General features: G+C 73.2%; 13 protein-coding genes. 5 read left to right on the top strand and 8 right to left on the bottom strand.

All coding sequences use genetic code 11. The annotated features are described in order from the left end of the window. Window positions 1–55: 55 nt before the first annotated feature. Window positions 56–7,561, bottom strand: a complete 7,506-nt coding sequence (locus tag OHA81_RS28715) for a non-ribosomal peptide synthetase (protein WP_329200660.1) — start codon at window positions 7,559–7,561, stop codon at window positions 56–58. A gap of 254 nt (window positions 7,562–7,815) precedes the next feature. Between OHA81_RS28715 and OHA81_RS28710 the strand changes: the two genes are divergently transcribed. Next, entirely contained in the window at window positions 7,816–8,274 is a 459-nt protein-coding gene (locus tag OHA81_RS28710) for a hypothetical protein (protein ID WP_329200658.1), read from the top strand. Between the two features lie 158 nt (window positions 8,275–8,432). Here the strand turns inward: OHA81_RS28710 and OHA81_RS28705 are convergent, their stop codons facing one another. Beyond that, window positions 8,433–9,164, bottom strand: coding sequence for a hypothetical protein (locus OHA81_RS28705; RefSeq protein ID WP_329200656.1), 732 nt, complete (start codon window positions 9,162–9,164; stop codon window positions 8,433–8,435). 492 nt (window positions 9,165–9,656) lie between these two features. Here OHA81_RS28705 and OHA81_RS28700 point away from each other — a divergent pair, with 492 nt between their 5' ends. Continuing rightward, window positions 9,657–10,784, top strand: coding sequence for an AMP-binding protein (locus OHA81_RS28700; protein ID WP_329200654.1), 1,128 nt, complete (start codon window positions 9,657–9,659; stop codon window positions 10,782–10,784). A 38-nt stretch (window positions 10,785–10,822) separates the two neighbouring features. Here the strand turns inward: OHA81_RS28700 and OHA81_RS28695 are convergent, their stop codons facing one another. The 6 genes from OHA81_RS28695 to OHA81_RS28670 all read right to left on the bottom strand — a co-directional run bounded on the left by OHA81_RS28695 (window position 10,823) and on the right by OHA81_RS28670 (window position 17,049). After that, complete coding sequence (locus OHA81_RS28695) at window positions 10,823–11,305, bottom strand: hypothetical protein (protein WP_329200652.1); 483 nt, start codon at window positions 11,303–11,305, stop codon at window positions 10,823–10,825. Between the two features lie 202 nt (window positions 11,306–11,507). Beyond that, the gene (locus OHA81_RS28690; protein WP_329200650.1) at window positions 11,508–12,116 is read right to left on the bottom strand and encodes a GOLPH3/VPS74 family protein; all 609 of its coding nucleotides are present in this window, start codon (window positions 12,114–12,116) and stop codon (window positions 11,508–11,510) included. Between the two features lie 211 nt (window positions 12,117–12,327). Then, window positions 12,328–13,263 (bottom strand): NADP-dependent oxidoreductase, encoded by a 936-nt coding sequence (locus OHA81_RS28685; protein WP_329200648.1) that lies wholly within the window; start codon window positions 13,261–13,263, stop codon window positions 12,328–12,330. Window positions 13,264–13,565: 302 nt separating this feature from the next. Further along, entirely contained in the window at window positions 13,566–14,984 is a 1,419-nt protein-coding gene (locus tag OHA81_RS28680; RefSeq protein WP_329200646.1) for a cellulase family glycosylhydrolase, read from the bottom strand. Between the two features lie 158 nt (window positions 14,985–15,142). Next, on the bottom strand, window positions 15,143–16,039 hold the full coding sequence (locus OHA81_RS28675) for a hypothetical protein (RefSeq protein ID WP_329200644.1): 897 nt from the start codon (window positions 16,037–16,039) through the stop codon (window positions 15,143–15,145). Continuing rightward, window positions 16,036–17,049 (bottom strand): SPFH domain-containing protein, encoded by a 1,014-nt coding sequence (locus OHA81_RS28670; RefSeq protein ID WP_329200642.1) that lies wholly within the window; start codon window positions 17,047–17,049, stop codon window positions 16,036–16,038. Before OHA81_RS28670 ends, OHA81_RS28675 begins: the two co-directional genes overlap by 4 nt. A 383-nt stretch (window positions 17,050–17,432) precedes the next feature. Between OHA81_RS28670 and OHA81_RS28665 the strand changes: the two genes are divergently transcribed. Genes OHA81_RS28665 through OHA81_RS28655 form a run of 3 tightly spaced genes read left to right on the top strand, consistent with a single transcriptional unit; the run spans window position 17,433 to window position 21,786 of the window. Beyond that, entirely contained in the window at window positions 17,433–18,830 is a 1,398-nt protein-coding gene (locus OHA81_RS28665) for an MFS transporter (protein WP_329200640.1), read from the top strand. A gap of 57 nt (window positions 18,831–18,887) precedes the next feature. Then, window positions 18,888–20,816 carry a helix-turn-helix domain-containing protein gene (locus tag OHA81_RS28660; protein ID WP_329200638.1) on the top strand — a complete coding sequence of 643 codons (1,929 nt, stop codon included), beginning with the start codon at window positions 18,888–18,890 and terminating at the stop codon, window positions 20,814–20,816. 52 nt (window positions 20,817–20,868) lie between these two features. Next, window positions 20,869–21,786 carry a MurR/RpiR family transcriptional regulator gene (locus OHA81_RS28655; protein ID WP_329200636.1) on the top strand — a complete coding sequence of 306 codons (918 nt, stop codon included), beginning with the start codon at window positions 20,869–20,871 and terminating at the stop codon, window positions 21,784–21,786. Window positions 21,787–22,035 lie beyond the last annotated feature (249 nt).

Raw genomic sequence — 22,035 nt, 5'->3', positions numbered from 1 at the left:
CTGGGAGGGAGGGCCGCCCACGGGTGCACCGCGGGCGGCGTTCGGGGGTGGCGGGTCAGCCGGCGTCGGCGGCGTCGAGCGCGGCGCGGACGGCTGCCGCGACGCCGGCGGCGTGCGGGAGCCGTACCAGCCCGTAGTGGTCGGTCGGGACCTCGTACCGGGTGAAGCCGTCGGGAACCCGGGCGGCCCACCGGTCGGCGGCGTGCGCGGCGGCGCCGGTGGCGCTCTGGTGGAAGTGGACGGGGAAGTGGCTGACGGGAGGCCGGTAGCGGGCGGCGGCGATCTGGCCGGTACGGAACACCGCGTAGTGGCGGGCCAGGTCGGCCGCGTCCACGCCGGGCGCGGTGCCCGCCCGCGCCACGTGCTCGGCGAGCGCCGCGATCCGGCCGGCGGCGGTCTCCTGCGCGCTCAGTGCGGCGCGCAGGGCCGCCCGGTCGCCTTCCTCTGGGTCGGTTCCGGCGGAGCGGGCCAGGTCCTCGTGGAACCACTCCAGGAAGGCGTGTTCGTCATAGGGCGCCCGGTCGGGCTCGGGGTAGGCGGTGTCCAGCAGGGTGAGCGTGGCCACCTCCTCGCCCGCCGCGTGCAGTTGGGCGGCCATCTCGTAGGCGAGCAGTCCGCCGAAGGACCAGCCGGCCAGGTGGTAGGGCCCGGCGGGGCGGATCCGGCGCAGGGCCGCGACGTGGGCTGCGGCGAGCTCCTCGACGGAGGCGGCTTCCTCGGTGGCTTCTTCGGCGGCTTCCTCGGCGGCTTCCTCGGCCACGGGGGCCGCGGGGGCCGCGGGCGCGAGTCCCGGCGCCGTCATCCCGTAGACGGGCCGTTCCCGGCCCAGAGCGCCGGCGAGCGCGCGGTAGCAGAAGACGTGCCCGCCGATCGGGTGGACGAGGAAGAGCGGGTCGCGGTCCCCGTCCGGCTGGATGCGCACCACCGGGTCGGTGGCCGCGCCCCGGTGACGGCCCCGCAGCAGGCCGGCCTGCCGGGCCACCGTCGGGTGCTCCATGACGGCCTGCACGCCGAGGCGTTCGCCGAACTCCCGGTTGATCCGCCCGATGAGCCGCAGGGCCAGGATGGAGTGCCCGCCGGCCGAGAAGAAGTCGTCGTGGATGCCGACCGGGCCGACGGCCAGCAGCTCCTCCCAGATGCCGACGAGGCGGGATTCGATCTCGTCGCGGGGCGGCACCGGCAGCCTCCCTCCGCGGGCGTCGGCCGGGTCCGGGTCGGGAAGGGCGGCCCGGTCGAGCTTGCCGTTGGCGGTCAGCGGCAGCGCATCGAGCCGGACCCAGGCGCCGGGGACCATGTACGGGGGCAGCCGCTCGGCGGTGTGCCGGGCCAGTTGCTCCGTGTCGGCGGCGTCCGGGGCGACGACGTAGGCCACGAGCCGGTCGCCCCGCGGCAGGACGGCGCATGCGTGCACCGCCGGGTGTTCGGCCAGGACGGTTTCGATCTCGCCCGGCTCCACCCTCAGACCGCGGATCTTCACCTGGTGGTCGGTGCGGCCCGCGTACTCGATCGCGCCGTCCGCCCGGTGGCGGGCCAAGTCGCCGGTGCGGTAGAGGCGGCGGACCGTCCCGTCGGGCGCGGTGTGCTCGATGAAGCGTTCCGCCGTGAGGTCGGGCCGGCCGTGGTAGCCCTCGGCCAGGCCGACTCCCTCCAGGAAGAGCTCGCCGGTCACCCCCAGGGGCACCTCGGCGAGGCGGGAGTCCAGGATGTGGGTGCGCATGTTCGCGATCGGCCGGCCGATGGGGACCGTGTCACCGCCGTCGGGACGGCAATGCCAGTGGGTGACGTCCACGGCCGCCTCGGTCGGACCGTACAGGTTGTACAGCTCCACTCCGGGAAGCAGTCGGAAGAATCGGTTCTGCACATCGAGCGGCAGGGCTTCCCCGCTGCACACCACCCGGGTGAGCCCGGCGGCTCCCGCCACGGCCTGCGGGTCGTCGAGGAACACGCTCAGCATCGAGGGCACGAAGTGCGCGGTGGTGACGGACTCGGAGCGCACGAGCTCTGCGAGGTAGGCCGGTTCGCGGTGGCCCCCGGGGCGGGCCAGGACGATCGTGGCACCGGTCAGCAACGGCCAGAACAGCTCCCACACCGACACGTCGAAGGTGTACGGAGTCTTGTGCACCACCCGCTCCCCCGGCTCCAGGCCGTACTCCTCCTGCATCCACAACAGCCGGTTGGCGATCGCCCGGTGCGAGACCACGACGCCCTTGGGCTTGCCGGTGGAGCCCGAGGTGAAGATCATGTACGCCGGGTCCCCGGGCGCGGCGTGCCGTACGACGCCGGCCGCGCCGACGGTGCCGGCTCCCCCGTCGGCACCGGCAACCCCGTGGGTGCCGTGCACGCCGTCGGTGCTGCCCGTGCCGTCCGTGCCGCCGTCCGCGTCGCCCGGGCCGCCCGGGCCGTCCGGCCGGACCACCGTGGCTCCGGCGGCGCGCAGCGCGGCCTCCCAGCGGTCGTCGGCGACCACGGGGCCGATCCGCGCCTCGGCGACCAGCGACAGGACCCGCGCCCGCGGGTGCTCCGGGTCCAGCGGTACGTACGCCGCCCCGGATTTCAACACCGCCAGCAGGGCGACCGGCAGGCTCAGGGAACGGTCGAGCAGCAGCCCGACGAAGGAGCCGGGCCCCGCCCCCGCAGCCCGCAGCCGGGCGGCGAGCCGCTCGGCTGCCTCGTCCAGGGCGCGGTAGCTCAGCTCCGCGCCCTCGAAGCGGACGGCCGGCGCGTCGGGGGTCGCGCGGGTCTGCGCCTCGATCAGCCGGGTCAGGACGTGCGGGCGGTCGTAGGTGCGGCCGGTGGCGTTCCACCGCGCGTAACGGTCCCGTTCGGCCGCGGACAGCAGGGTTCCCGCGCGGGCGTCGCCGTCCGGGGCGTCCGCCAGGTCCTGGAGGGCGGCCGTGTAGTAGCCGTGGACGTCGGCGATCTGCTCCGCGGAGAACTGCGCCGCATCGAAGCGCAGGCCGAGTTCCAGGAGCTCGCCGTCGGGGGTGCGGGAGAACTCGGCCCCGAAGGCGAAGTCCGTACTGGCCTCACCGGTCTCGTCCAGGACGGCGAACGCCGCCGCGCCGGGCCCGTCGCGCTCGATGTGGAAGTGCGTGAAGTTGAAGAAGGTTTCGAAGAGCGGGGTGCCGCCGGTCGTGCGCAGGATCTCGGCGAGCGGGAACCGCCGGTGCTCGTGCACGGCCACCTCCAGCTCCGCGACGTGCCGGACGAGTCCCCGCCAGGTCCCCCCGGCCGCGTCGAGGTCGAGCCGCAGCGGCAGGGTGTTCAGGAAGGCCCCGACCACCTTGTCGGCGTCGGCCTCCTCGGGGCGGCCGTTGTGCACGACGCCGGTGGTGACGTCGTCGGTGCCGCCCAGCAGCGCCATGACGCGCACGTGCGTGGCGAGCAGGACGGTGCGCAGCGGTACGCCCAGTCCGGCCGCCACGGCGCTCAGCCGCTCCTGGAGCCCGGCCGGCAGCGGCCGCAGGCACCAGTCCATCCGGGCGGGGCCGCCGGGGGCCCCGTGGCGGGGCAGGCGGGCGACGGTGGCGCCGGCCGTCTGCGCGGTCCAGAAGGCCCGCTGCGCCGGGTCGGCCAGGGCTGCGCGCTCCAGCGCGACGAAGGAGGCGAAGCGCGACCGGAGTCCGGCGGAGCCATCGGCCCTGTCGGCCCCGTCGGCCCCATCGGTCCCGTCCGTCCCGTCGGTCTTCTGGTCCGCCTCCGCCGCGCACAGCTGCGCGTAGCAGGAGGCGAGTTCGGTGAACAGCGACCGTTCGCTCCAGCCGTCCATGACGGCGTGGTGCTCCGCGATGAAGAGCTGGAAGTCGTCGTCCGAGAGCCGCTGGACGTGGAAGCGCATCAGCGGGGCGCTGTCCCAGGCGAAGGGGCGGGCGCGTTCGGTCGCGTAGCGGGCCGCGATCGCCGACTCCCGGGCCTGCGGGTCCAGGCCGCCGAGGTCCTCGAAGGTGATCTCGGGCCGTGCCCCGAGGTGGACGAGCTGCAGGGGCTCGCCGAAGCCGTCCAGGTCGAACGACGTACGGAGCATCTCGTGGCGGGCGGCGACCGTGGCCACCGCGCGTCGCCAGGCGCCCTCCGAGTAGGGCGCCTTGACGTGGTAGGCCGCGACGTTGTGGTACATCCGCCCCTCGGCGGCCGGCAGATCGCTGTGGAAGAGCATCCCGGCCTGGAGCCGGGTCATCGGGTAGGCGTCCTCCAGCCCCTCCGGGAGCGCCGCCCGGTCGCGCTCGGAGAGCAGCGAGAACGGCTCGTACGGGGCCTGCCCCGCCGGGTGCGCGGCCGCGTCCGGGTCCTGCGGGACCACCGTGGGCGCGAGGGCCCGTACCGTCTGGTGGCGCATCAGGTCGACCACCGCGAAGCGCAGGCCCCGCTCGCGTGCGCGGGCCAGCACCTGGAGGGAGCGGATGGAGTCGCCGCCGAGCGAGAAGTAGTTGTCCTCGGCGCCGACCCGCTCGTGGCCCAGCACCTGCCCGAGGATCTCGGCGAGCGCCGTTTCGACGGGGCCGCGCGGCGGCTGGTACGACCGGGCCGGTGCGAGGCCCCCGGTGCCGGGTGCGGGCAGCTTGCGGCGGTCCACCTTGCCGTTGGCGGTGAGGGGGAAGGCGGGCAGGGTGACGAACGCGCCGGGGATCATGTACCCGGGCAGGCGGTCGGCGAGGTGGGCCCGCAGGGCCTCCACGGTGGGCGCGCCCGCGCCGGTGGTGCCGTCCGCGGCGTCCGGTACGGCCAGGTAGCCGACGAGGGTGTCGGTGCCGCGGGCGTCCCGGGTCACGAGCGCGACCGCGGCGTCGACGAGCGGGTGGGCGGCCAGGGCCGCCTCGACCTCGCCGAGCTCTATGCGGAAGCCGCGCAGTTTGACCTGGTCGTCGATCCGGCCGAGGTATTCGAGGTCGCCGTCGGGCAGCACCCGGGCGAGGTCGCCGGTGCGGTACAGACGCGCGCCCGGGCCGGCGCCGGTCGCGGTCGCGTCGGCCGGGAAGCGTTCGGCGGTGAGCGCCGGGCGGTGCAGGTAGCCCCGCGCCAGACCGGCTCCCGCGACGAACAGCTCCCCCACCGCGCCGCGCGGAACCGCGCGGCCCCGGCGGTCCAGGAGGTGCAGCCGCAGGTCGGGGATGGGTACGCCGATGACGCTGCCCTTGCCCTCGGCCGCATCCCGGGCGGTGAGCGGCCGGTAGGTGACGTGCACCGTCGTCTCGGTGATCCCGTACATGTTGACCAGGCGCGGGGCGCTGTCCCCGTGACGCCCGAACCAGCCGGCGAGCGCGCTGACGTCCAGTGCCTCGCCGCCGAACACCACGTGGCGCAGTGCGAGCCCCCGGTCACCGGCGGTCCGCCGGTCCTCGTACTCCTCGTCGGCGCGGGCCAGCTGGTAGAAGGCCGAGGGGGTCTGGTTGAGGACGGTGACCCGCTCGTCGCGCAGCAGCCGGTGGAACTCCTCGGGCGAACGGCTGGTGTCGTACGGCACGACGACGAGCCGGCCGCCGTGCAGGAGGGCGCCCCACAGTTCCCAGACGGAGAAGTCGAAGGCGATGGAGTGGAACAGCGTCCAGACGTCGTCGGGGCCGAAGCCGAACCAGTGGTCGGTCGCGGAGAACAGCCGGGTGATGTTGCGATGGGGTACGAGGGTGCCCTTGGGCCGGCCGGTCGAGCCGGAGGTGTAGATGGCGTACGCCAGGTGGTCGGGGGTGAGCGTGACGGCGGGGGCGGTCTCCGGTTCGGCGGCGAGCGCGGCGGCGTCGGCCACCAGGTCGACGGTGTGCAGGGAGGGCGCGTCGACGGTGTGCAGGGAGGGCGCGTCCCACAGCGGCCGGGTGTCGGCGGCGCCGACGACGTGGCGCAGCCCGGCGTCGCCGATGATGTAACGCAGCCGCTCGGGCGGGTTGTCGGGGTCGAGCGGCAGGTAGGCGCCGCCCGCCTTGAGGATGCCGAGCAGGCCGGTCACGAGGTCGGCGGAGCGGCGGACGCAGAGCCCGACCAGGGTGTCGGGGCCGACGCCCTGCCGGCGCAGCCGGTGCGCGACCTGGTTGGCGCGGCGCTCGAGTTCGCCGTACGTGAGGCGGGTGGTGCCGTGGACGAGGGCCACGGCGTCCGGGGTGCGGGCGGCGTGTTCGGCGAAGCGTTCGTGCGCGCAGCCGGGGTGGTCCGTGCCGGTGCGGGCGGGCTGGGGGGAGGTGAGGCCCTCCTGTTCGCGGGCGGAGAGCATGGGGAGCCGGCTGACGGGTTCGCCGGGCCGGGCCGTGGCCGCGTCCAGTACCCGGGTGTAGTGGCGGGCGAAGCGCTCGATGGTGGCGGCCTCGTACAGGTCGGCGCGGTACTCCAGCCGGCAGCGCAGTGCGGCGCCGGTCCGTACGACGTCGAATGTCAGGTCGAACTTGGCCGTGCCGGGGGGCCCTTCGAGGAGCCGGGCGCGCGGTCCGGGCAGGCCCTCGGTCATCCCGCCCTCGTCGTGGAAGCCGAACATGACGTCGAACAGGGGCGGCCCGTCGGTGGTGCGCTCGGGGTTGAGGTGTTCGACGATCCGCTCGAAGGGGAGGTCCTGGTGGTCCTGCGCGTCCAGCACGGTGTCCCGTACGCGCTCCAGGTGCTCGCGGAACCCGGGGTCGTCGCACAGGTCCGCGCGCAGGACGAGGGTGTTGACGAACAGCCCGACGGTGTCCTGGAACTCCTCGCGGTTGCGGTTGGCCACCGGGGTCCCGACCAGGACGTCCTCGGTGCCGGTGTAGCGGCTCAGGACCACCTGGAAGGCGGCGAGCATGGCCATGTACGGGGTGCTCGCGGTGTCGCGGCAGAGCGTCGCCATCCGGGCGAGGACGGGGGCGGGAACCTCGAACTCATGCGTCGCGGCGGCTCCGCGCGCCGGGTCGTCGCCCGCCGCGGGCCGCCTGTCACGGGGCAGCGGCGCGACGGGGAGTTCGCCGTCCAGCCGCCGGGCCCAGCCTTCGAGCTGCTCGCGCGCGGCCGTGGTGCACAGCCATTCCTCCTGCCATTCGGAGAAGTCGGCGTACTGGAAGGCGGGTTCCGGCTGGGGGTCCCCGCCCGCGGTGGTGAGGGCCGCGTAGTCGGTGAGGAGTTCCCTGATCAGGATGGCGGTCGACCAGCCGTCGCCGACGATGTGGTGCATGCCCAGGGCGAGTACGACGCCGGTGCCGTCGCGTCCGGCGTCCTGCCGGGTGCGCAGCGCGGCGGCCCGGAAGAGGGGGCCGGTGCGCAGGTCGAAGGGCCGGTGGTGCTCGGCGGAGATCCACCGCTCGACCTCCTCGGGCGTACGGGCCGTGTCCGTCGACCAGTCCAGCCGCGCCGAGGCATCGATGCACTGGAGCAGTTGCCCGTCGCGCAGCTCGAAGCGGGTGCGCAGGGCTTCGTGCCGGTCCAGCAGCTGCTGGGCGCACCGGCGCAGGACGTCGGTGTCCACCTCTCCTTCGAGGGCGTAGAACACCGGCATGTGGTAGGTCGGCCTGCCCTCCTCCATCTCGTGGAGGAAATACATCCGCTGCTGGGCGCGTGATGCGCGGAACGCGCTGACCGGGGGCTCGGTGGGCCGGTCGGTCGGATCCTGAGTGGCCAAGACAACTCCCTCGGCCGCCACGCCGCTTCGGACGCGCGGCGCTGACTCCGCTTGCTTGCCCCTCCACCGTAGGGACGGCCCGGCGCCGCAATAAGTCCCGTTTCCCAGGTACCCGGTTCACGGGACACGCCCCGTCGGCCCCGTCCCCGCAGACGACATGACAGCTGTCACTTCACACGGGTGACCGGGGGCCTCTGCCCTTGGAGCCCGGTCCGGTACAGGATGTGATCAACACGTTGACCACGGGGGAGAACATGAACATCCTGAAGAAGAAGCCGGCGCCGGCCGAAGCTGTCGACACCGGCGTCCTGACACCTGCCGACTACCGGCTGCCGGTGTGGTTCTTCGGCTTCGAGGGCGTCCTCGCGGCCGCCTTCGACATCCTCCAGGCCTTCCCGTCGGCGTGGCCGGTACTGCTGGTGCTGCTGGCCGTGAACATCACCGTGTCGCTGACGGTGATGCGCCCGCGCCTCAAGCTCGCCAAGGCCCTGTGGCGCAGCAAGGAGACCCGCAAGGTCGCCATCGCCCTGGTCGTCCTGCGGATCGGCAGCCACTTCGCCATGAACGCGCTGGGCATGACCATCACATCCAGCCTCGGCCACATACTCTTCGCCGTGGTCATGGCGGCGACCACGGTCGGTCTGCTCGCCTATTCCCAGCACACCGCCATCCGCACCCTGACCACGGCCTCCACCGCCACCTCCGCGCGCTGAACGGGGCTGCCCGCCGCCCCGGCGGCGGGCAGCAGTCGGGGCCGCGGGCAGCAGTCGGGGCGGCGGGCAGCAGTCGGGGCCGCGGGCAGCAGTCGGGGCGGCGGGCAGCAGTCGGGGCCGTGGACCGCTTCGAAGCGACCCCCCGGCCGGCCCGCGGGTCAGGCCGCGGTGTTCCAGGCGGTCGTCAGTCCGTCCAGCCACGCGGGCGGCAGCTCCGCCGCGTCCCATTCCTCGCGCAGCGCCTGCGGTGCGGCGAGGAGCCGCTCCAGCACGGCGATGCTCGTGGACGAGTGCAGGAGCGAATAGCGGCCGTGCACCGCGATGGCGCTGCCCGGACCGAATGCCGCGAACAGCCGCTCCAACCGGTCCCGGTGGACCGTGGCGAACTCCGTCAGCCGTCCCGGGTACCCGGCCCGCTGCCGGGGGCTCATCGTGGCCAGGACGGCGGCGAGCACCTCTTCGGTCACCTCCGGATCCAGCTCCGAGACCACGGTGTACGACAGGTGCAGAGGTGTCAGCGCCACCCGCGCCCGCTCCACCTCCATCCGGCCGGCCCTCGGGTGCTCCCCGGCCGTGCCCGGCTCTCCGTCCGCCCCCACCACCTGCAGCAGGGTCCGCTCGGCCACGGCGCCGAGCTCTTCCAGGAGGTGTCCGGCACCGTCGAGCCAGCCCGTCGCGTACTCCTGGCCCTTGTCCCCGGGCGCGCTGCGTCCTTGGCCCCGCAGCTCCTCGTGGGCGAGAGCCAGCGCACCCGCCTCGACCAGCCCGATCAGTTCGCTCGCGTCGTCCGAAGGGACCCCGGCCCGGGCGAGGAGCTGCAGCAGCGTCGTCCTCGCGTTCTCGACGCTGACCTCGTCCAGCCACTGCCGTCCCTCGTCGGCCGCGCTCATCGGTTCCTCCTCATCGCTCGGGTGGTGCGGTGTGTGCAACGAGACCGCTCCCCTCATCCAACGGTCCAACGTCCGACGGCCGGGCCGTGCTCCCCACCCCTACCAGACCCACGGCCCTCGCGCCCCGTCCGCCTGGCCGGCCGGCGGACGAGGCGGCGCACGTACGGGGAAGGGCGATGACGCCACAACCGGAACCGATCACCGTCGACGGCGGCAAAGACTACCCAGCCGATCGGGCCGCCCGGTCCACGGGCAATTCGTCAGCGCCGGGCCGACGGCGCGCACGAGACGCCGAGCCGGACGAACCCGGACAGCCGCCTGCTGGTCAGCGGCTCCGGTTGGACCTTCCGCCGACGGGACAGCGCGTCCATGGTCAGGAAAGCACATTGCGTGACGGCGGGTTGAACCATTGGATTGCCTTCCGCGCCCTTGGTCCGATCGGAACCCCCACCGGCCCCGGTGCCGGTGGGATCCGGCTCCGGAAGGAAACGAATGGCATCGATGCCCGCCGGCCGGCCGCCCCGGCCCGAGGGGGTCGCCGACCACCGCGCGTCGGCCGGGCGCCGGCATGGGGACACGCTGGACGACCGACTGCGCACCTGGTCCCTGCAGTACGGACCGCGGACAGCGCTCGTGCACGGCGACACCCGCACCACCTACGCGAATCTGAACCGGCGGGTCGACCGCGTGGCCGCCGGCTTCCGGCTGCGCGGCCTGCGACCCGGGCAACGGGTCCTCGTCCAGCTGCCGAACGTTCCCGAGTTCGTCGTCACCGTGTTCGCCCTGATGCGCGCCGGCGCGGTCCCCGTGCTCTGCCCGCTCCCGTACCCCGCGTCCGAGGTCCGCCACCTCGTGCGGGTCACCGAGGCCGTCGGTTACGTCGGCCCCTCGACGTACCAGGGCTTCGACCACACGGCGATGGCCGCGGACATAGCGGCCCGAACCCCCTTCCTGCGGAGGGTGTTCACCTTCGAGGCACCGGGCGAGGCGTCCCCGTACGGCGGCTTCTCGACCGACCCGGCGGGATGCCACTACTTCCCGCTGGCCTCACTTGACTCCCCGCCCGGGCCGGCGCTCGCGCAGAGTGCCGGCCACGTGGCGTTCCTGCTGCTCTCCGGCGGCTCCGCCGGGACGCCCGGGCCCGTTCCGCGCACCCACAGCCACTACGCCGGCCAGGTGCGGGCGGCCGCCGAGCTGGTGTCGCTCACCGAGAACGACGTGTACCTCGCCGCGCTTCCTGCCGGGTCCGACGTCGCCTTCGGCTGCCCCGGCATCGTCGGCACCCTCTCCGTCGGCGGCACGGTCGTCCTGGCCGAGAACCCCGGGCCCGCTGCATGCCTCGCACTCATCGCACAGGAGGGCGTCACCTTCACGTCGCTGGCACCCGCCGACGCGCAGCACTGGCTAGAGGTACAACCCACGGTCGGTGCCGACGTGAGCAGTCTGCGCCTCGTGCAACTCATGGGCGGCGCGGCGCCTCCGCCCCCGGTCGTGGTCGAGCGGTGGGGCTCCGCGTGGGACTGTCGCGTCCAGCAGGTCTTCGAGGCCGCCGAGGGGCTGGTCACGCTCACCCCGCTCGCCGCCCTGGACGCGAGCGTGCCCAGCAGGGAGCCCGGCTGACTTCTCGCCCGAGGAATCGTCAAGGCCTGTGCATCACATCAGCCTGGGCGTTGGCTCGGTCGTTGGGTTCGGCGGCTCGCCGCGTTGCGGACGCGGCGGGTGCGTCCGTGCTCGGCCAGCAGGCTGAGGGCGGCAGGCGAGGTGACGAGCTGGGCGGCGGCGGCCGTGCGCTGGAACCAATCCGAAGCGGTCAGCAGTTCCTCGTCGGTCCACGGCTCGTCCAGCGCGAGGGACCTCAGCAGAGTCCACTCGTGCAGGCGACGGGCGAGGAAGGCGCGATCGCCGATGACCGTGGCCATCATCGAGGCCCAGGCGGGAAACCGGGGGCTGGTCAGCTGCTGGGCCGCCCGGCGTTCGAGGTGACGGTTCACGGCGCTCTCGGCCATGGCTGCGTCGTCGTCGCGAAGGATGGTGGCCAGCAGGTCGGCCTCCTCCACCTCCGCGACGCTCTCCAAGGCGCGCAGGTATCGGGCATGGCGCCGGTGCTCGGGGGGTTCGTCGAATTCGTGAGAGCCGGTCATGCGGCAATCACATCATCCCGCTCGACCATCTGACCACGTTCGAAGCAGGCTCCGGCGGGGGGACAAGGTGGGCGCCTGCCGGCGGGCATTCTGGTCGGGGTGGGTCAGGACGAAAGGGGAGGGTTGCCGCGTTGGTGCGGCTGTCCTCCCCTTTCCTATCCTGTATCGGCGTTGTCCGGCACCGCACTCGCGGGGGCAGAACTCAGGGGGCCCGCCAGACGTTGGAGAAGGCCGCGTTCTCGATGGACCGCCGCTGGCGCACCGCCTCCAGTTCCATCACGGCACCGTTGACGGCGGCCAGCACGGTGGTCACCGCGTCGCCGTCCGGGCCGGGAGCGTCCTCGGAGGGTCCGCGGCGGATGCCGACGGCCACGGCGAGGGCGCGGAGGACGGGTTCGTCCTCCTCCCAGCGCCTCCGCGCCCGCTGCCGGGCCGGTGAGTCGACGAGTTCCAGGTGCTCGGCCCCGAGCGACAGGCGTCCGCGCCGAGCCGGAGACAGCAGGCCGTCCTCTTCGAACGCCTCCTGGTAGGCGGCGGACAGGTCGCGGCCCCTGCGCCACAGCCAATCGTCGACGCGCTCGTACGGCTCCTGTCGCACGAGCGCCGACGCTGCCGCCCCGAGCAGCTGATCGTCCAGCGCCGGCTGCAGGCCGGGCAGGATGAGGTCGTCGTCGTCGAGAGTGACGGCCTCCGCCGCGATGAGATCGATCAGTTCGGCACCGGCCAGGGACAGGGACAGGTCACCCTGTCCCACAGGGCGCTCGGGCGGAGCCTCCAGGGCGACGATGAACAGGTCTTGCGCCGTGGTCATGAAGAGCTCCTTCGTGGTCGGCCGAACCAGCCTCCCGTCGCTGCCGGCGACGGTGCGGGTGCGGGTGCGGGTGCGGGTGCGGTGCGGTGCGGTGCGGTGCGGTGCGGTGCGGTGCGGTGCGGGGCAAGTATCGTCCCTGGGCTGATCGGCCGTCCGGCAGGAGGCTCGGCCGGCCGAGGTCCCGAGGGTGACCGTACGGCAGCTCCCGACCTCAGGGGACGGTGATGACGACCTTGCCCCGGATGTGCTCGTCGGCGAAGTCGGCCACCGCCTGCACCGCGTCGCCGAACGCGTAGCGGGCACCGATCTCGACGCGCAGACTGCCGTCCGCGGCCCGGCTCGCGAGATCCTCCAGATCGCCCGGTTCCGGGACGAACGAGCCGATGTAGACCGGGGTCACGCCGCGGCCCAGGTCGTCCGGGCCGAACAGCGGGGACACCAGCCTGCCACCGGACCTGGCCGCCCGTGCACAGGCGGCCAGCCCCTCACCGCGGTTGACCAGGTCGACGACCACGTCGACTCCGTCCGGCACCAGCTTCAGCGTCTCTTCGACCACGTCGGACTGCCGGTAGTCGACGGTGTCCGCGGCACCGAGCTCGCGGACGTAGTCCGCGTCCTGGGCGGTGGCCGTGGCGATCACGCGGGCTCCGAGGGCGTGCGCGAGCTGTACGGCGTACAGACCGATTCCGCCGGTGGCCCCGATCACCAGCACGCTCTCACCCTCGGTCAGCCCCACCGCCCGCAGCAGGCACACCGCGGTCATGCCGGACTCGGGAATGGCGGCCGCACGGACGGCGTCCAGGTTCTGCGGCCGATGGGCCAGCCGCGGACCCGGCGTGGCCACGGTGTACTCCGCCACGGAACCCGCCTGTCCGACGAACCCGAGCACCCGGTCGCCGGGCGCGTACCCGCTGACGCCGGCCCCGGCCTCCACCACGGTTCCGGCGACGTCCATCCCGACGATCAGCGGGTGCTCGGTCGGAAAGAGGTCCTTCGCCGCCCCTGTGACCAGCATGAGATCGAGCGGATTGAGTGCAGCCGCTTCGACCTTGACCACGACCTCGTCCGGTCCCGCGGCCGGCTTCGGCAGCTCGGCGATGGTCAGGCGGTCGAGCGATTGGTAGCCGGTGGCGACGAGGGCTTTCACGGGCGATTCCCTGAACTGAGGCCGCACCGGAGCCGTACCGACGACGCACGGCACGGGCGGAGGCGGTCACTGTCTGCCGACGCCTCAGGACCGTGGGCCTGGAGACGGCACGCTGTCCGTTTCTACGGCACCGGACCCGCTCGCGGGTCGAGGCTGTCCGGACCGCCGCCGCGCGCGACACGTTCGGCGCAGTCCTCAGGAGGACGGTGTCCACCTCACCCGGGCCGGTCAACGCCGCGTCGCGGCGGCGGTGCTGGACCAGCTCGCGACGGAACCGGGCCCGCCGTGACCGCGCCGGTGGGCTACCTCGGGCCGATCGTGACCCGGTACGTGGTTCCGCTCCTCCCGTGGGTGCTCACGGTGACGGTCTGGCCGTGGCCGTCCCACTTGGCGTTGCGGCCCTGGACCGTGACGCGGTAGCCGTTCGGGTAGGTGTCCTTCGGCACGGTGATCTCGGTGGGTCCGGCGGCGTTGTCGCGGGTGCGGAAGGTGAGGGTGTAGGTGCGTGTGGCGGGGTCGTACGCGAAGCCGAGCGGGTCACCCGCGACGGCCCGCGCGTAGGGCTGGACGAGCAGCCGGGCGTTGGGCTTCACCGCGCCCGTCTGGTCGAGGAAGCAGTAGCCGCCGCCCCGGCACCACTGCCACCACGTCCAGCCGCTGGAGAAGCGGTCCAGGGAGGCCGTCATGTCGGTGACGAACCGGCTCGCGTGCGGAACGTACGGGTTGCCGCCCCACTCACCGACGATCACCGGCATGCGGTGACGGGCCGGGTAGTCGCCGATCGCGGCCTCGTAGGCCGCGATGAAGGTGCCGTCGGGGTCGTAGTCACCGCCGGTCTCCATCGCGGTCTCGTAGAAGTGCGGCGCGTACCCGGCGTGCGGGTCGTCGATGGTCCCCATCCGGGTGGGGACGCCGAGACCGACGATGACGGTGGGTTCGACGAACACCCACGACTTCCGGTCGACGAGACGGACCGCCCGCGCGAGGCGGTTCCACATCTCGGTGAGCTCGCCGGCCTCGAAGCGGGCCGCGGCGGCAGGGAGGTCTTCGCCCTCGAGGAACCGCGCGAACGGCTCGTTCATCAGGTCGTAGCCGAGCAGCGCGGGGTGCCCGCCCAGGGCGGAGGCGACCGTCGTCCACATGCGGGCGTGCGCGGTGCGGAGGTCGGCGTCCTTGTACAGGTGGTCGAAGGCGGCCTGTACGGACGGCTCGAAGTACTCGGAGAACCAGTCCTCGGGTATCGGCCGGAACGGCAGGCCCTCGTCGCGCGTGGCCCAGGCGGGCACGCCGCGGGAGCCGAAGTGCAGTCCGTACACGTCCTGGTGGGCATCGAGGACCACCTTGACGTGGTAGTGGTCGGCCCAGTCGAGGATGCGGCGCATCTTGGCGAGGTAGCCGCGGTCGTAGTGCCCGGGCGTCGGTTCGAGGTCGTCCCAGAAGAACGCCAGGCGCGCGAGGTTGAACCCCCGGGCGGCCATGTCCTTGAGGTCGCCCTCGTGGATGTCGGCGAACGCGTCGGCGCCCCGGCTGCTCTTGTCGGCGAGGTTGAAGCCGCGCCACTGCAGCGCGCGGCCCTGGCCGTCGGTGGTGAAGGTGCGGTCGCCGACGGTGACGCGGTCGGGGCCGCGCTCGGGGTGGGCCTGGGCCTGCGCGGGCAGGACGCCGAGCAGGAGGGCCGCCACGCCGAGGGCGACGGGGGCGAAGCGGGAGGTCCGGCGCATGCAGGAGACCCTTTCCAGCGCAGTCGTCTCTGACGATGTGTCACGTGCCGGACGGATGTTACTGACCGGCGAGGCAAGTTCCCATCGTTTCGCCGTAGTTGTTGAGGGGACTTGCTGCTTCGCGGACCTCCCTGCCACGAGGCCGGCCGGCGGGGTGCTCACGTCAGCAGGCGCAGCGCCGTCGCCGCGATGCCCAGTCGTACGCTCTGACCCCAGGTCAGCTGCAGGGCATCCGCCTCCATGCCGTCGCCGAAGACCACGATCCGGTCCGACTCCACCGTCAGCCGCAGCCCCTCGCGCTGGTCCAGATGGCCGCCGACCCTCGAGGTTCCGGTCGCGGGCGACGGCCAGGCTTCGCGGACGAACCACAGGAGCCGGCGGTCCGACGGTGCGGGCAGCTGCGCCGTCCTGCCGCGCTCCAGCCACAGGGAGCGCAGCCAGCCGGTGGCGCCGGTGCCGGTGCCGACGAGTACGCCGGAGGACGCCTGGGCCTCGCCCGGACCTTCTTCGCCATCGGGGCCCAGGCGGTAGCGGGCCGTCTGGTGGCCGGGCGAGCCCAGGTAGATCTCGTTCAGCGCGAGGAGGCGCTGGGTGTCGTCGGCGACCGCCTCGACCATGGTCAGGTCTTCCGTCGGTCCCCCGCCGACTGCGGCGCGCAGGAGGGCGGCCGTGTCGGTGCAGCGGTGACGGACCAGCACTCCGGGGTTGCGTCCCGGGTCGGTGTCGATGCCGATCACAGGCTGTCCGGCGAGGTACTTCGCGGTGTTGGCGACCAGGCCGTCCTGTCCGACCACGACCACCACGTCCTGCGGCGCGAACAGGAAGCGGTCCAGGTCCGCCCGTTCCACCTGGGAGCTGCGCCAGGTGAGCGGTACCGCCGCCGCCACCTCGCACAGCGCCTGCCGGGTCCGGTGGTGGCGGCCGACCACGTCGTCGATCGAGCGCCCCCGGCTGGAGAGGAAGAACGCCGCCTGCCCGTGCGTCCCGTGCCGATCGATCAGCTCCTCGTACTCGGTCCTGCGGTGCACGAGCACCGCCCGGGGTGCCAGGCTCACGCGTCCGCCCCGGTGTCCGGGCGCCCGAGCCTGGTGAGGAGGCCGGTGAGGACGTCCGGAGTGAGCGTGATGCTCTCGACGCGCGGCAGGTTCTCCGCCAGCCGGGTCGCCGCCAGGGCGTACAGCGTGCCCGCGCCGGCCTCGTCGTGCACCTGCAGCCAGGAAGCCTGGGCCTCGGCCCGTGCCGACCCGGTCTCGCGCGCCGCTGCGGCGTCCGCCTGGGCCAGACGGACCTTGCGCGCCGCCTCGGCCTCGGTCCGTACGCTGTCGGCCGCCGCCTTCTCCTGCGCCTCGCGACGGGAGTTGACGCCCCGCTGCTCGATCAGCTGCTCCTCGCGCCGGGCCAGTTCGATCTGACTGGCCAGCTCGTTCTCGGCGATCGCACGCTCCCGCTCGACGGCGACGGCCCGCCGTTCGTAGGTGGCCCGGTCCGCCTCCTGCTGGATCTGCTCGCGGGCCGGTGTGCGCAGGGCGCGCTCCACCTCGGCCTCGGGCCGGATCGCGACGACGCGTACGGCCACCACGTCGATGCCGGTGTCCGGGAGCCGGGGCTCGGCGGCGAGACCGGCGGCGACGCTCTGCCGTACGGAGGCGACGCCGTCCACCAGGGCCACGGCCAGCGGGGTCCGGGCCAGCACGTCCAGCGTGTGCTGCTGCGCGGTCTCGGTGAGGAGGGTGGAGATCTGCTCCAGGGGCGCGCCGCGCCAGCTGCTGCTGTCCGGATCCACGGAGAAATCGAGCCGGTCCGCCGCCGCGGCCGGGTCGCTGATCCGGTAGGTGACGGTGGCCTGCACGGTGACGTCCTGGAAGTCGGCCGTACGGGCGTGGAACGCCATGGCCAGCTCCCGGTCGTCGACGGGCACTTCGGACAGTGCCGCCGACAGCGACCGGTACCAGAAGCTGAGCCCCCGGCCGTCGTGAACGAGGCGGCCGCGCTTGTGGTGGCGGATGTGGGCGGTGGGCGCGGAGCGCAGGTGCCGCCAGCCGAAGCGACGGGTGATGTCGGCCATGGTGAGAACCCCCTTGATTTCGTCATAATGACGATAAGCGGCTGGCTTGCATATCGTCAAGAGGACGAAAAGATGCCTTCCCGGACGGGATCCGTGGCGAGGAGGCGGCCGACGGCTGACGTCGGAGTTCAACGCTCTGTAGTCGGCACCGAACCAGCACGGGAGTCGGCACCGGCCCTCTCAAACGGGCGGAATTCTGCAAATCTGCCGCTATGCGCAGGGATTTCCACGGAGGGGGGAAATGAGCCGGCCGCGGTCGTGTGGTGATCCGGCACACAGAACGGCTCGCGATTGTGAGTGTCTGCCACATATGCCGCTGACCTGGGGACTTCTACGTTGTGGCCACACCCGACGTCCCCGCAGACACCCTGGAAGTGGTGCACATGACCTCCCATGCAACGAGCAGAACGAGCCCGTCCGGCATACGGAGGATCGTCGCTGCCAGTCTCATCGGGACCACCATCGAGTGGTACGACTTCTTCCTGTACGGCAGCGCCGCCGCCCTGGTGTTCAACAAGCTGTTCTTCCCGACCGCCGACCCCCTCACCGGGACGCTGATCGCCTTCATCACCTACGCCATCGGCTTCCTGGCCCGCCCCCTCGGCGGGGTCGTCTTCGGGCACTTCGGGGACAAGGTCGGGCGCAAGAAGCTGCTCGTGCTCAGCCTGCTGCTGATGGGCGGCGCCACCTTCGCGATGGGGCTGCTGCCGACCTACGCGGGCATCGGCGTCGGGGCACCGGTGCTGCTGACGGTGCTCCGGCTGGTGCAGGGGTTCGCGCTGGGCGGCGAGTGGGGCGGCGCCGTGCTGATCGTCTCCGAGCACGGCGGCGACGAACACCGGGGGTTCTGGGCCTCGTGGCCGCAGTCCGGCGCGCCCGGCGGCAACCTGCTCGCCACCGGGGTGCTGGCGCTGCTGGCGTCGGTGCAGTCGGAGGAGGCCTTCCTCGCGTGGGGGTGGCGCATCCCGTTCCTGTTGTCGGGCGTGCTGGTGGTGGCGGGTCTGTGGATCCGGATGTCCGTCGCGGAGTCGCCGGTCTTCCTCGCCGCTCAGGCCCGGGCCCGGCAGGAGGAGGGCGCGGGCAAGGAGAAGGCGCCCGTGGTCGAGGTGTTCCGCAGGAGCTGGCGCGAGGTGCTGACGGCCATCGGTACCCGGTTCGGGGAGAACATCTCGTACTACGTCCTCACCTCGTTCCTGCTCGTCTACGTCACCACCCACCTCGGCCTGCCCAAGAGCAGCGCGCTGAACGCCGTACTGATCGGTTCGGCCGTCCACTTCGTCGCCATCCCCGCCTGGGGCGCGCTGTCGGACCGGATCGGCCGCCGGCCGGTGACACTGATCGGCTCGGTGGGCATGGCCGTCTGGGCGTTCGCCTTCTTCGCCCTGGTCGACTCGCGGTCGTTCACGGTGACCACGGTGGCGGTCACTGCGGGTCTGCTGCTGCACGGGGCGATGTACGGGCCGCAAGCCGCCTTCATCTCGGAGATGTTCGTCACCGGCGTCCGCTACTCCGGCGCCTCCATGGGCTCCCAGCTCGCCTCGATCGTGGCGGGGGCGCTGGCCCCGGTCATCGCCGTCGAGCTGCTCAAGGACTACGGCTCGTCCCTCCCGGTCTCCGTCTACCTCTGCGGCGCCGCCGTGGTCACCACCGTCACGGTGGCGTTCGCGAAGGAGACCCGCGGCCGGAACCTGGCGGCGATCGGCCACGGCGCATCCGCACCCGCCCCTGCCGCGGGGCCGCGGGCCGCCGCCCGGGCGGCCCGGCCGTCCGACGCGGCCTGACCGCGGAGCCGGGGAATCCGGCCTCCCCCTCGGAGGCCTTCCGGAAGGGCTGTCAGCATGGGCCGCGTGAATGACGCCTCCAGCCCCCGCCCCCTCCCCGACAACCCGGTGGCGGCCGCGCTCCGCACGCTGCTCGGCCTGCTGGCCGAGGGGGCGCCGGCCGAGCGGTTCGCGGCGGCCGCCGGGGAGGTCCGTACCGGGGGCGCCGACCCGGCGGAGCTCGCCTTCGTCGAGGACGCCACGCGCGTCGCGCTGGACATCAGACGGACCCTCGGTCAGCACCGGCGCAGGGAGGCGGAGTTGACCGCCTTGTTCGACACGGCCGGGGATCTCGCCGCCCTGCGCGACCTGGACGCCGTACTGCGGGCGATCGTCCGCAGGGCGAGGACCCTGCTGGGCACCGACGTCGCCTACCTGACCCTCAACGACCCCGCGGCGGGCGACACGTTCATGCGCGTCACGGACGGCTCGGTCTCCGCCGCGTTCCAGCAGCTGCGCCTCGGCATGGGCGAGGGGCTCGGCGGTCTCGTGGCGCAGACGGCCCGGCCCTACGCCTCCAGCGACTACGGCTCGGACGGCCGGTTCAAGCACACCGCGGCCATCGACCGGGGCGTCGGCGAGGAGGGGCTGCGGGGCATCCTCGGCGTCCCGCTCCGCGTGGGGACGCGGGTGATCGGCGTGCTGTACGCGGCCGACCGCGCCGTCCGGGCCTTCGCCCCCGACGCGGTCGCACTGCTGTCCTCGCTCGCCGACCACGCCGCCGTGGCCATCGACGGCGCCCGGCTGCTGGAGGAGACCCGGGCGGCGCTCGTCGAGCTGGGCGGGGCCAACGAGACGATCCGTGCCCACAGCGAAGCGATGCGCCTGGCCACCGAAACCCACGACCGGCTCACCGACCTCGTCCTGCGCGGCGGTGACGTGGGCGATCTCGCGCGGGACGTCGCGGGCCTGCTCGGCGGCGGCATCGTGGTCCACGACGCCGACGGCACCGAACTGGCCCGGGTCCGCGCCGATCCCCTCGCCGCACCCCTGCGGGGGGTGGCGGACTCCCGCAGCGGCGGGCGCGCGGTCGCCGTGGACGGCGTCTGGGTGTGGGCGGTCATGGCGGGCGCCGAACTCCTCGGAAGCGTCGCCCTGACCGGCCGGCCCGGTCTCACCGACTCCGAACGGCGCCTGTTCGAGCGGGCCGGCCTGGTCACCGCCCTGCTGCTGCTGTTGCGGCGTTCCATAGCGGAGGCCGAGGACCGGGTGCGCGGCGAACTGCTCAGCGACCTGCTGACACCGGAGGGGGCGGGCCGGGTCCACGACGGGGCGAGCCGGCGGATACGGGCCCGTCGGCTGGGCCTGGACCTGTCCCGGCCGCATGCCGTGCTGGTGCTCCAGTGCGATCCGCGGCTACGGGGCCGCCTGGCGTCGGAGACGGCCCGCCGGGCCCGCGCCGCCCAGGGGTTGTCGGGCGTGCACCAGGGGCTCGTCGTCATGGTGGTCCCGGCGCCGCGCCCGGGGGACCTGGCCCGCTCGCTCGCCGCCGAGCTGGGGCTCGCGGCCGGCGCCCCGGTGACGGTGGGCGCCGCCGGGCCCGCGGAGCGGCCGGGCGCGTTGCCCGCCGTGTACGCGGAGGCGCTGCGGTGCGTGGAGGCCCTGCACGCGCTCGGGCAGTCCGGCCAGGGCGCCGGCCTCGCCGACCTGGGGTTCCTCGGCGTGCTGCTCGGCGACCGCGCCGATGTGAGCGGCTACGTCGAGCGGGTGCTGGGCCCCGTCATCGCGTACGACGCCCAGCGCGGGACCGATCTCGTCCGTACGCTGGACGCCTACTTCGCCCATGGCGCGAGCCTGTCCAAGGCGAAGGAGGCCCTGCACGTCCACGTCAATACGGTGGTGCAGCGGCTGGACCGGATCCGCCGCCTCCTGGGTGACGACTGGAACGCCCCGGCTGCGGCGCTGGAGCTCCAGCTGGCCCTGCGTCTGTACCGTCTGACCTCGTGACTCCCCGGTGAGCTATGTTTGATCACGAGTGGCATGAGAAGGAGGCCCGTCGGTGTCATCGGGGCAGCAGGAACGCGCTCAGGCGGCCGCCATCACGCCTGGCGGACAGGCCGCGGAGCACGAGCGTGCCCCCGCCGACCGGGTCCGGGCGCTGTTCGACGGGCACCCCCTGTCCCCCGGTCAGCGGCGGATCGCCCAGTATCTGATCGACCACCTCACCGAGGCCGCGTTCCTGTCGATCACCGAACTCGCGGAACGGGTCGGGGTGAGCCAGCCCTCCGTGACCCGCTTCGCGGCGTCGCTGGGTTTCAGCGGCTATCCCGCCCTGCGCGAGGTGTTGCAGCCGATCGCGCTGAACGCGGTGGCCGGCCATCAGGAGAGCCGGGAGCAGATCCGTCACAACGAGCTCCAGGCGGCGGTGGACGCGGAGATCGAGAACCTGGAGAACGTGCGCAGGCTGCTGGCCGACACCGACCGGATCCTGGACATCGGCCGTGACCTGGCCCAGTCGGTCCCCCTCACCGTGCTCGGTCTGCGCATCTCCGTCTCCCTCGCGGAGTACTTCGCCTACGCGGCCCGGCGCATCCACCCCGACGTGCGCCTGGTGACGAGCGGTGGCAGCGTCGCCTACGACGCGCTGCTCCAGGCCCGTGCGGCGGGCGGCACCTGGGTGCTGGCCTTCGCCATGCCCCGGCACGCGAAGGAGACCCTCGCCGCGGTGCGGACGGCCCGCAGCGCCGGTCTGCGCGTCGTGCTGATCACCGATCCGACGCTGGGTCCCCTGGTGGAGGAGGCGGACGTGGTACTCACCGCGGGCACCGGATCGCGGCTGGTGTTCGACTCCTACGCGGCGCCCGGGGTGTTGTCGGCGGCCCTGCTGCAGGCCATGGCGGATGCGGACCCGGAGCGGACGCAGGTGCGCCTCGAAGGGTACGAGCAGGCCGCTGACCTGCACGGATTCTTCCTCTAGCGCGGAAGCGGGCGCTCCTTTTCCGGATAGGAACGTTCACGCGAGAGCCGCATGAATTTTTTCATACGCTTGCTTACTCGACGGTATATATGTTTACTGAGGCGCGGCCGGAATCCACCAGATGCCGGGGAGAGCGACCCCACGCCCTCCCGAGCGAGCACCCAGCAGCGAGCGACTCCTCCTCACGCCCGCTTCCGGGTACACGATCCGGGCTTTCGGATCCCGTAGACCGCCGTGGCGGCCTCGATC

The sequence above is a fragment of the Streptomyces sp. NBC_00667 genome (assembly GCF_036226825.1).
Classification (GTDB): domain Bacteria; phylum Actinomycetota; class Actinomycetes; order Streptomycetales; family Streptomycetaceae; genus Streptomyces.
This window is presented reverse-complemented; position numbering and strand designations above follow the sequence as displayed.

Excerpts from the sequence above, each read along its gene's own strand:
- OHA81_RS28710 (WP_329200658.1), top strand. The coding sequence starts at position 7,816 with ATGAACATCCTGAAGAAGAAGCCGGCGCCGGCCGAAGCTGTCGACACC.
- OHA81_RS28705 (WP_329200656.1), bottom strand. The coding sequence starts at position 9,164 with ATGAGCGCGGCCGACGAGGGACGGCAGTGGCTGGACGAGGTCAGCGTC.
- OHA81_RS28700 (WP_329200654.1), top strand. The coding sequence starts at position 9,657 with ATGGCATCGATGCCCGCCGGCCGGCCGCCCCGGCCCGAGGGGGTCGCC.
- OHA81_RS28695 (WP_329200652.1), bottom strand. The coding sequence starts at position 11,305 with ATGACCGGCTCTCACGAATTCGACGAACCCCCCGAGCACCGGCGCCAT.
- OHA81_RS28690 (WP_329200650.1), bottom strand. The coding sequence starts at position 12,116 with ATGACCACGGCGCAAGACCTGTTCATCGTCGCCCTGGAGGCTCCGCCC.
- OHA81_RS28680 (WP_329200646.1), bottom strand. The coding sequence starts at position 14,984 with ATGCGCCGGACCTCCCGCTTCGCCCCCGTCGCCCTCGGCGTGGCGGCC.
- OHA81_RS28670 (WP_329200642.1), bottom strand. The coding sequence starts at position 17,049 with ATGGCCGACATCACCCGTCGCTTCGGCTGGCGGCACCTGCGCTCCGCG.
- OHA81_RS28665 (WP_329200640.1), top strand. The coding sequence starts at position 17,433 with ATGACCTCCCATGCAACGAGCAGAACGAGCCCGTCCGGCATACGGAGG.
- OHA81_RS28660 (WP_329200638.1), top strand. The coding sequence starts at position 18,888 with ATGGGCCGCGTGAATGACGCCTCCAGCCCCCGCCCCCTCCCCGACAAC.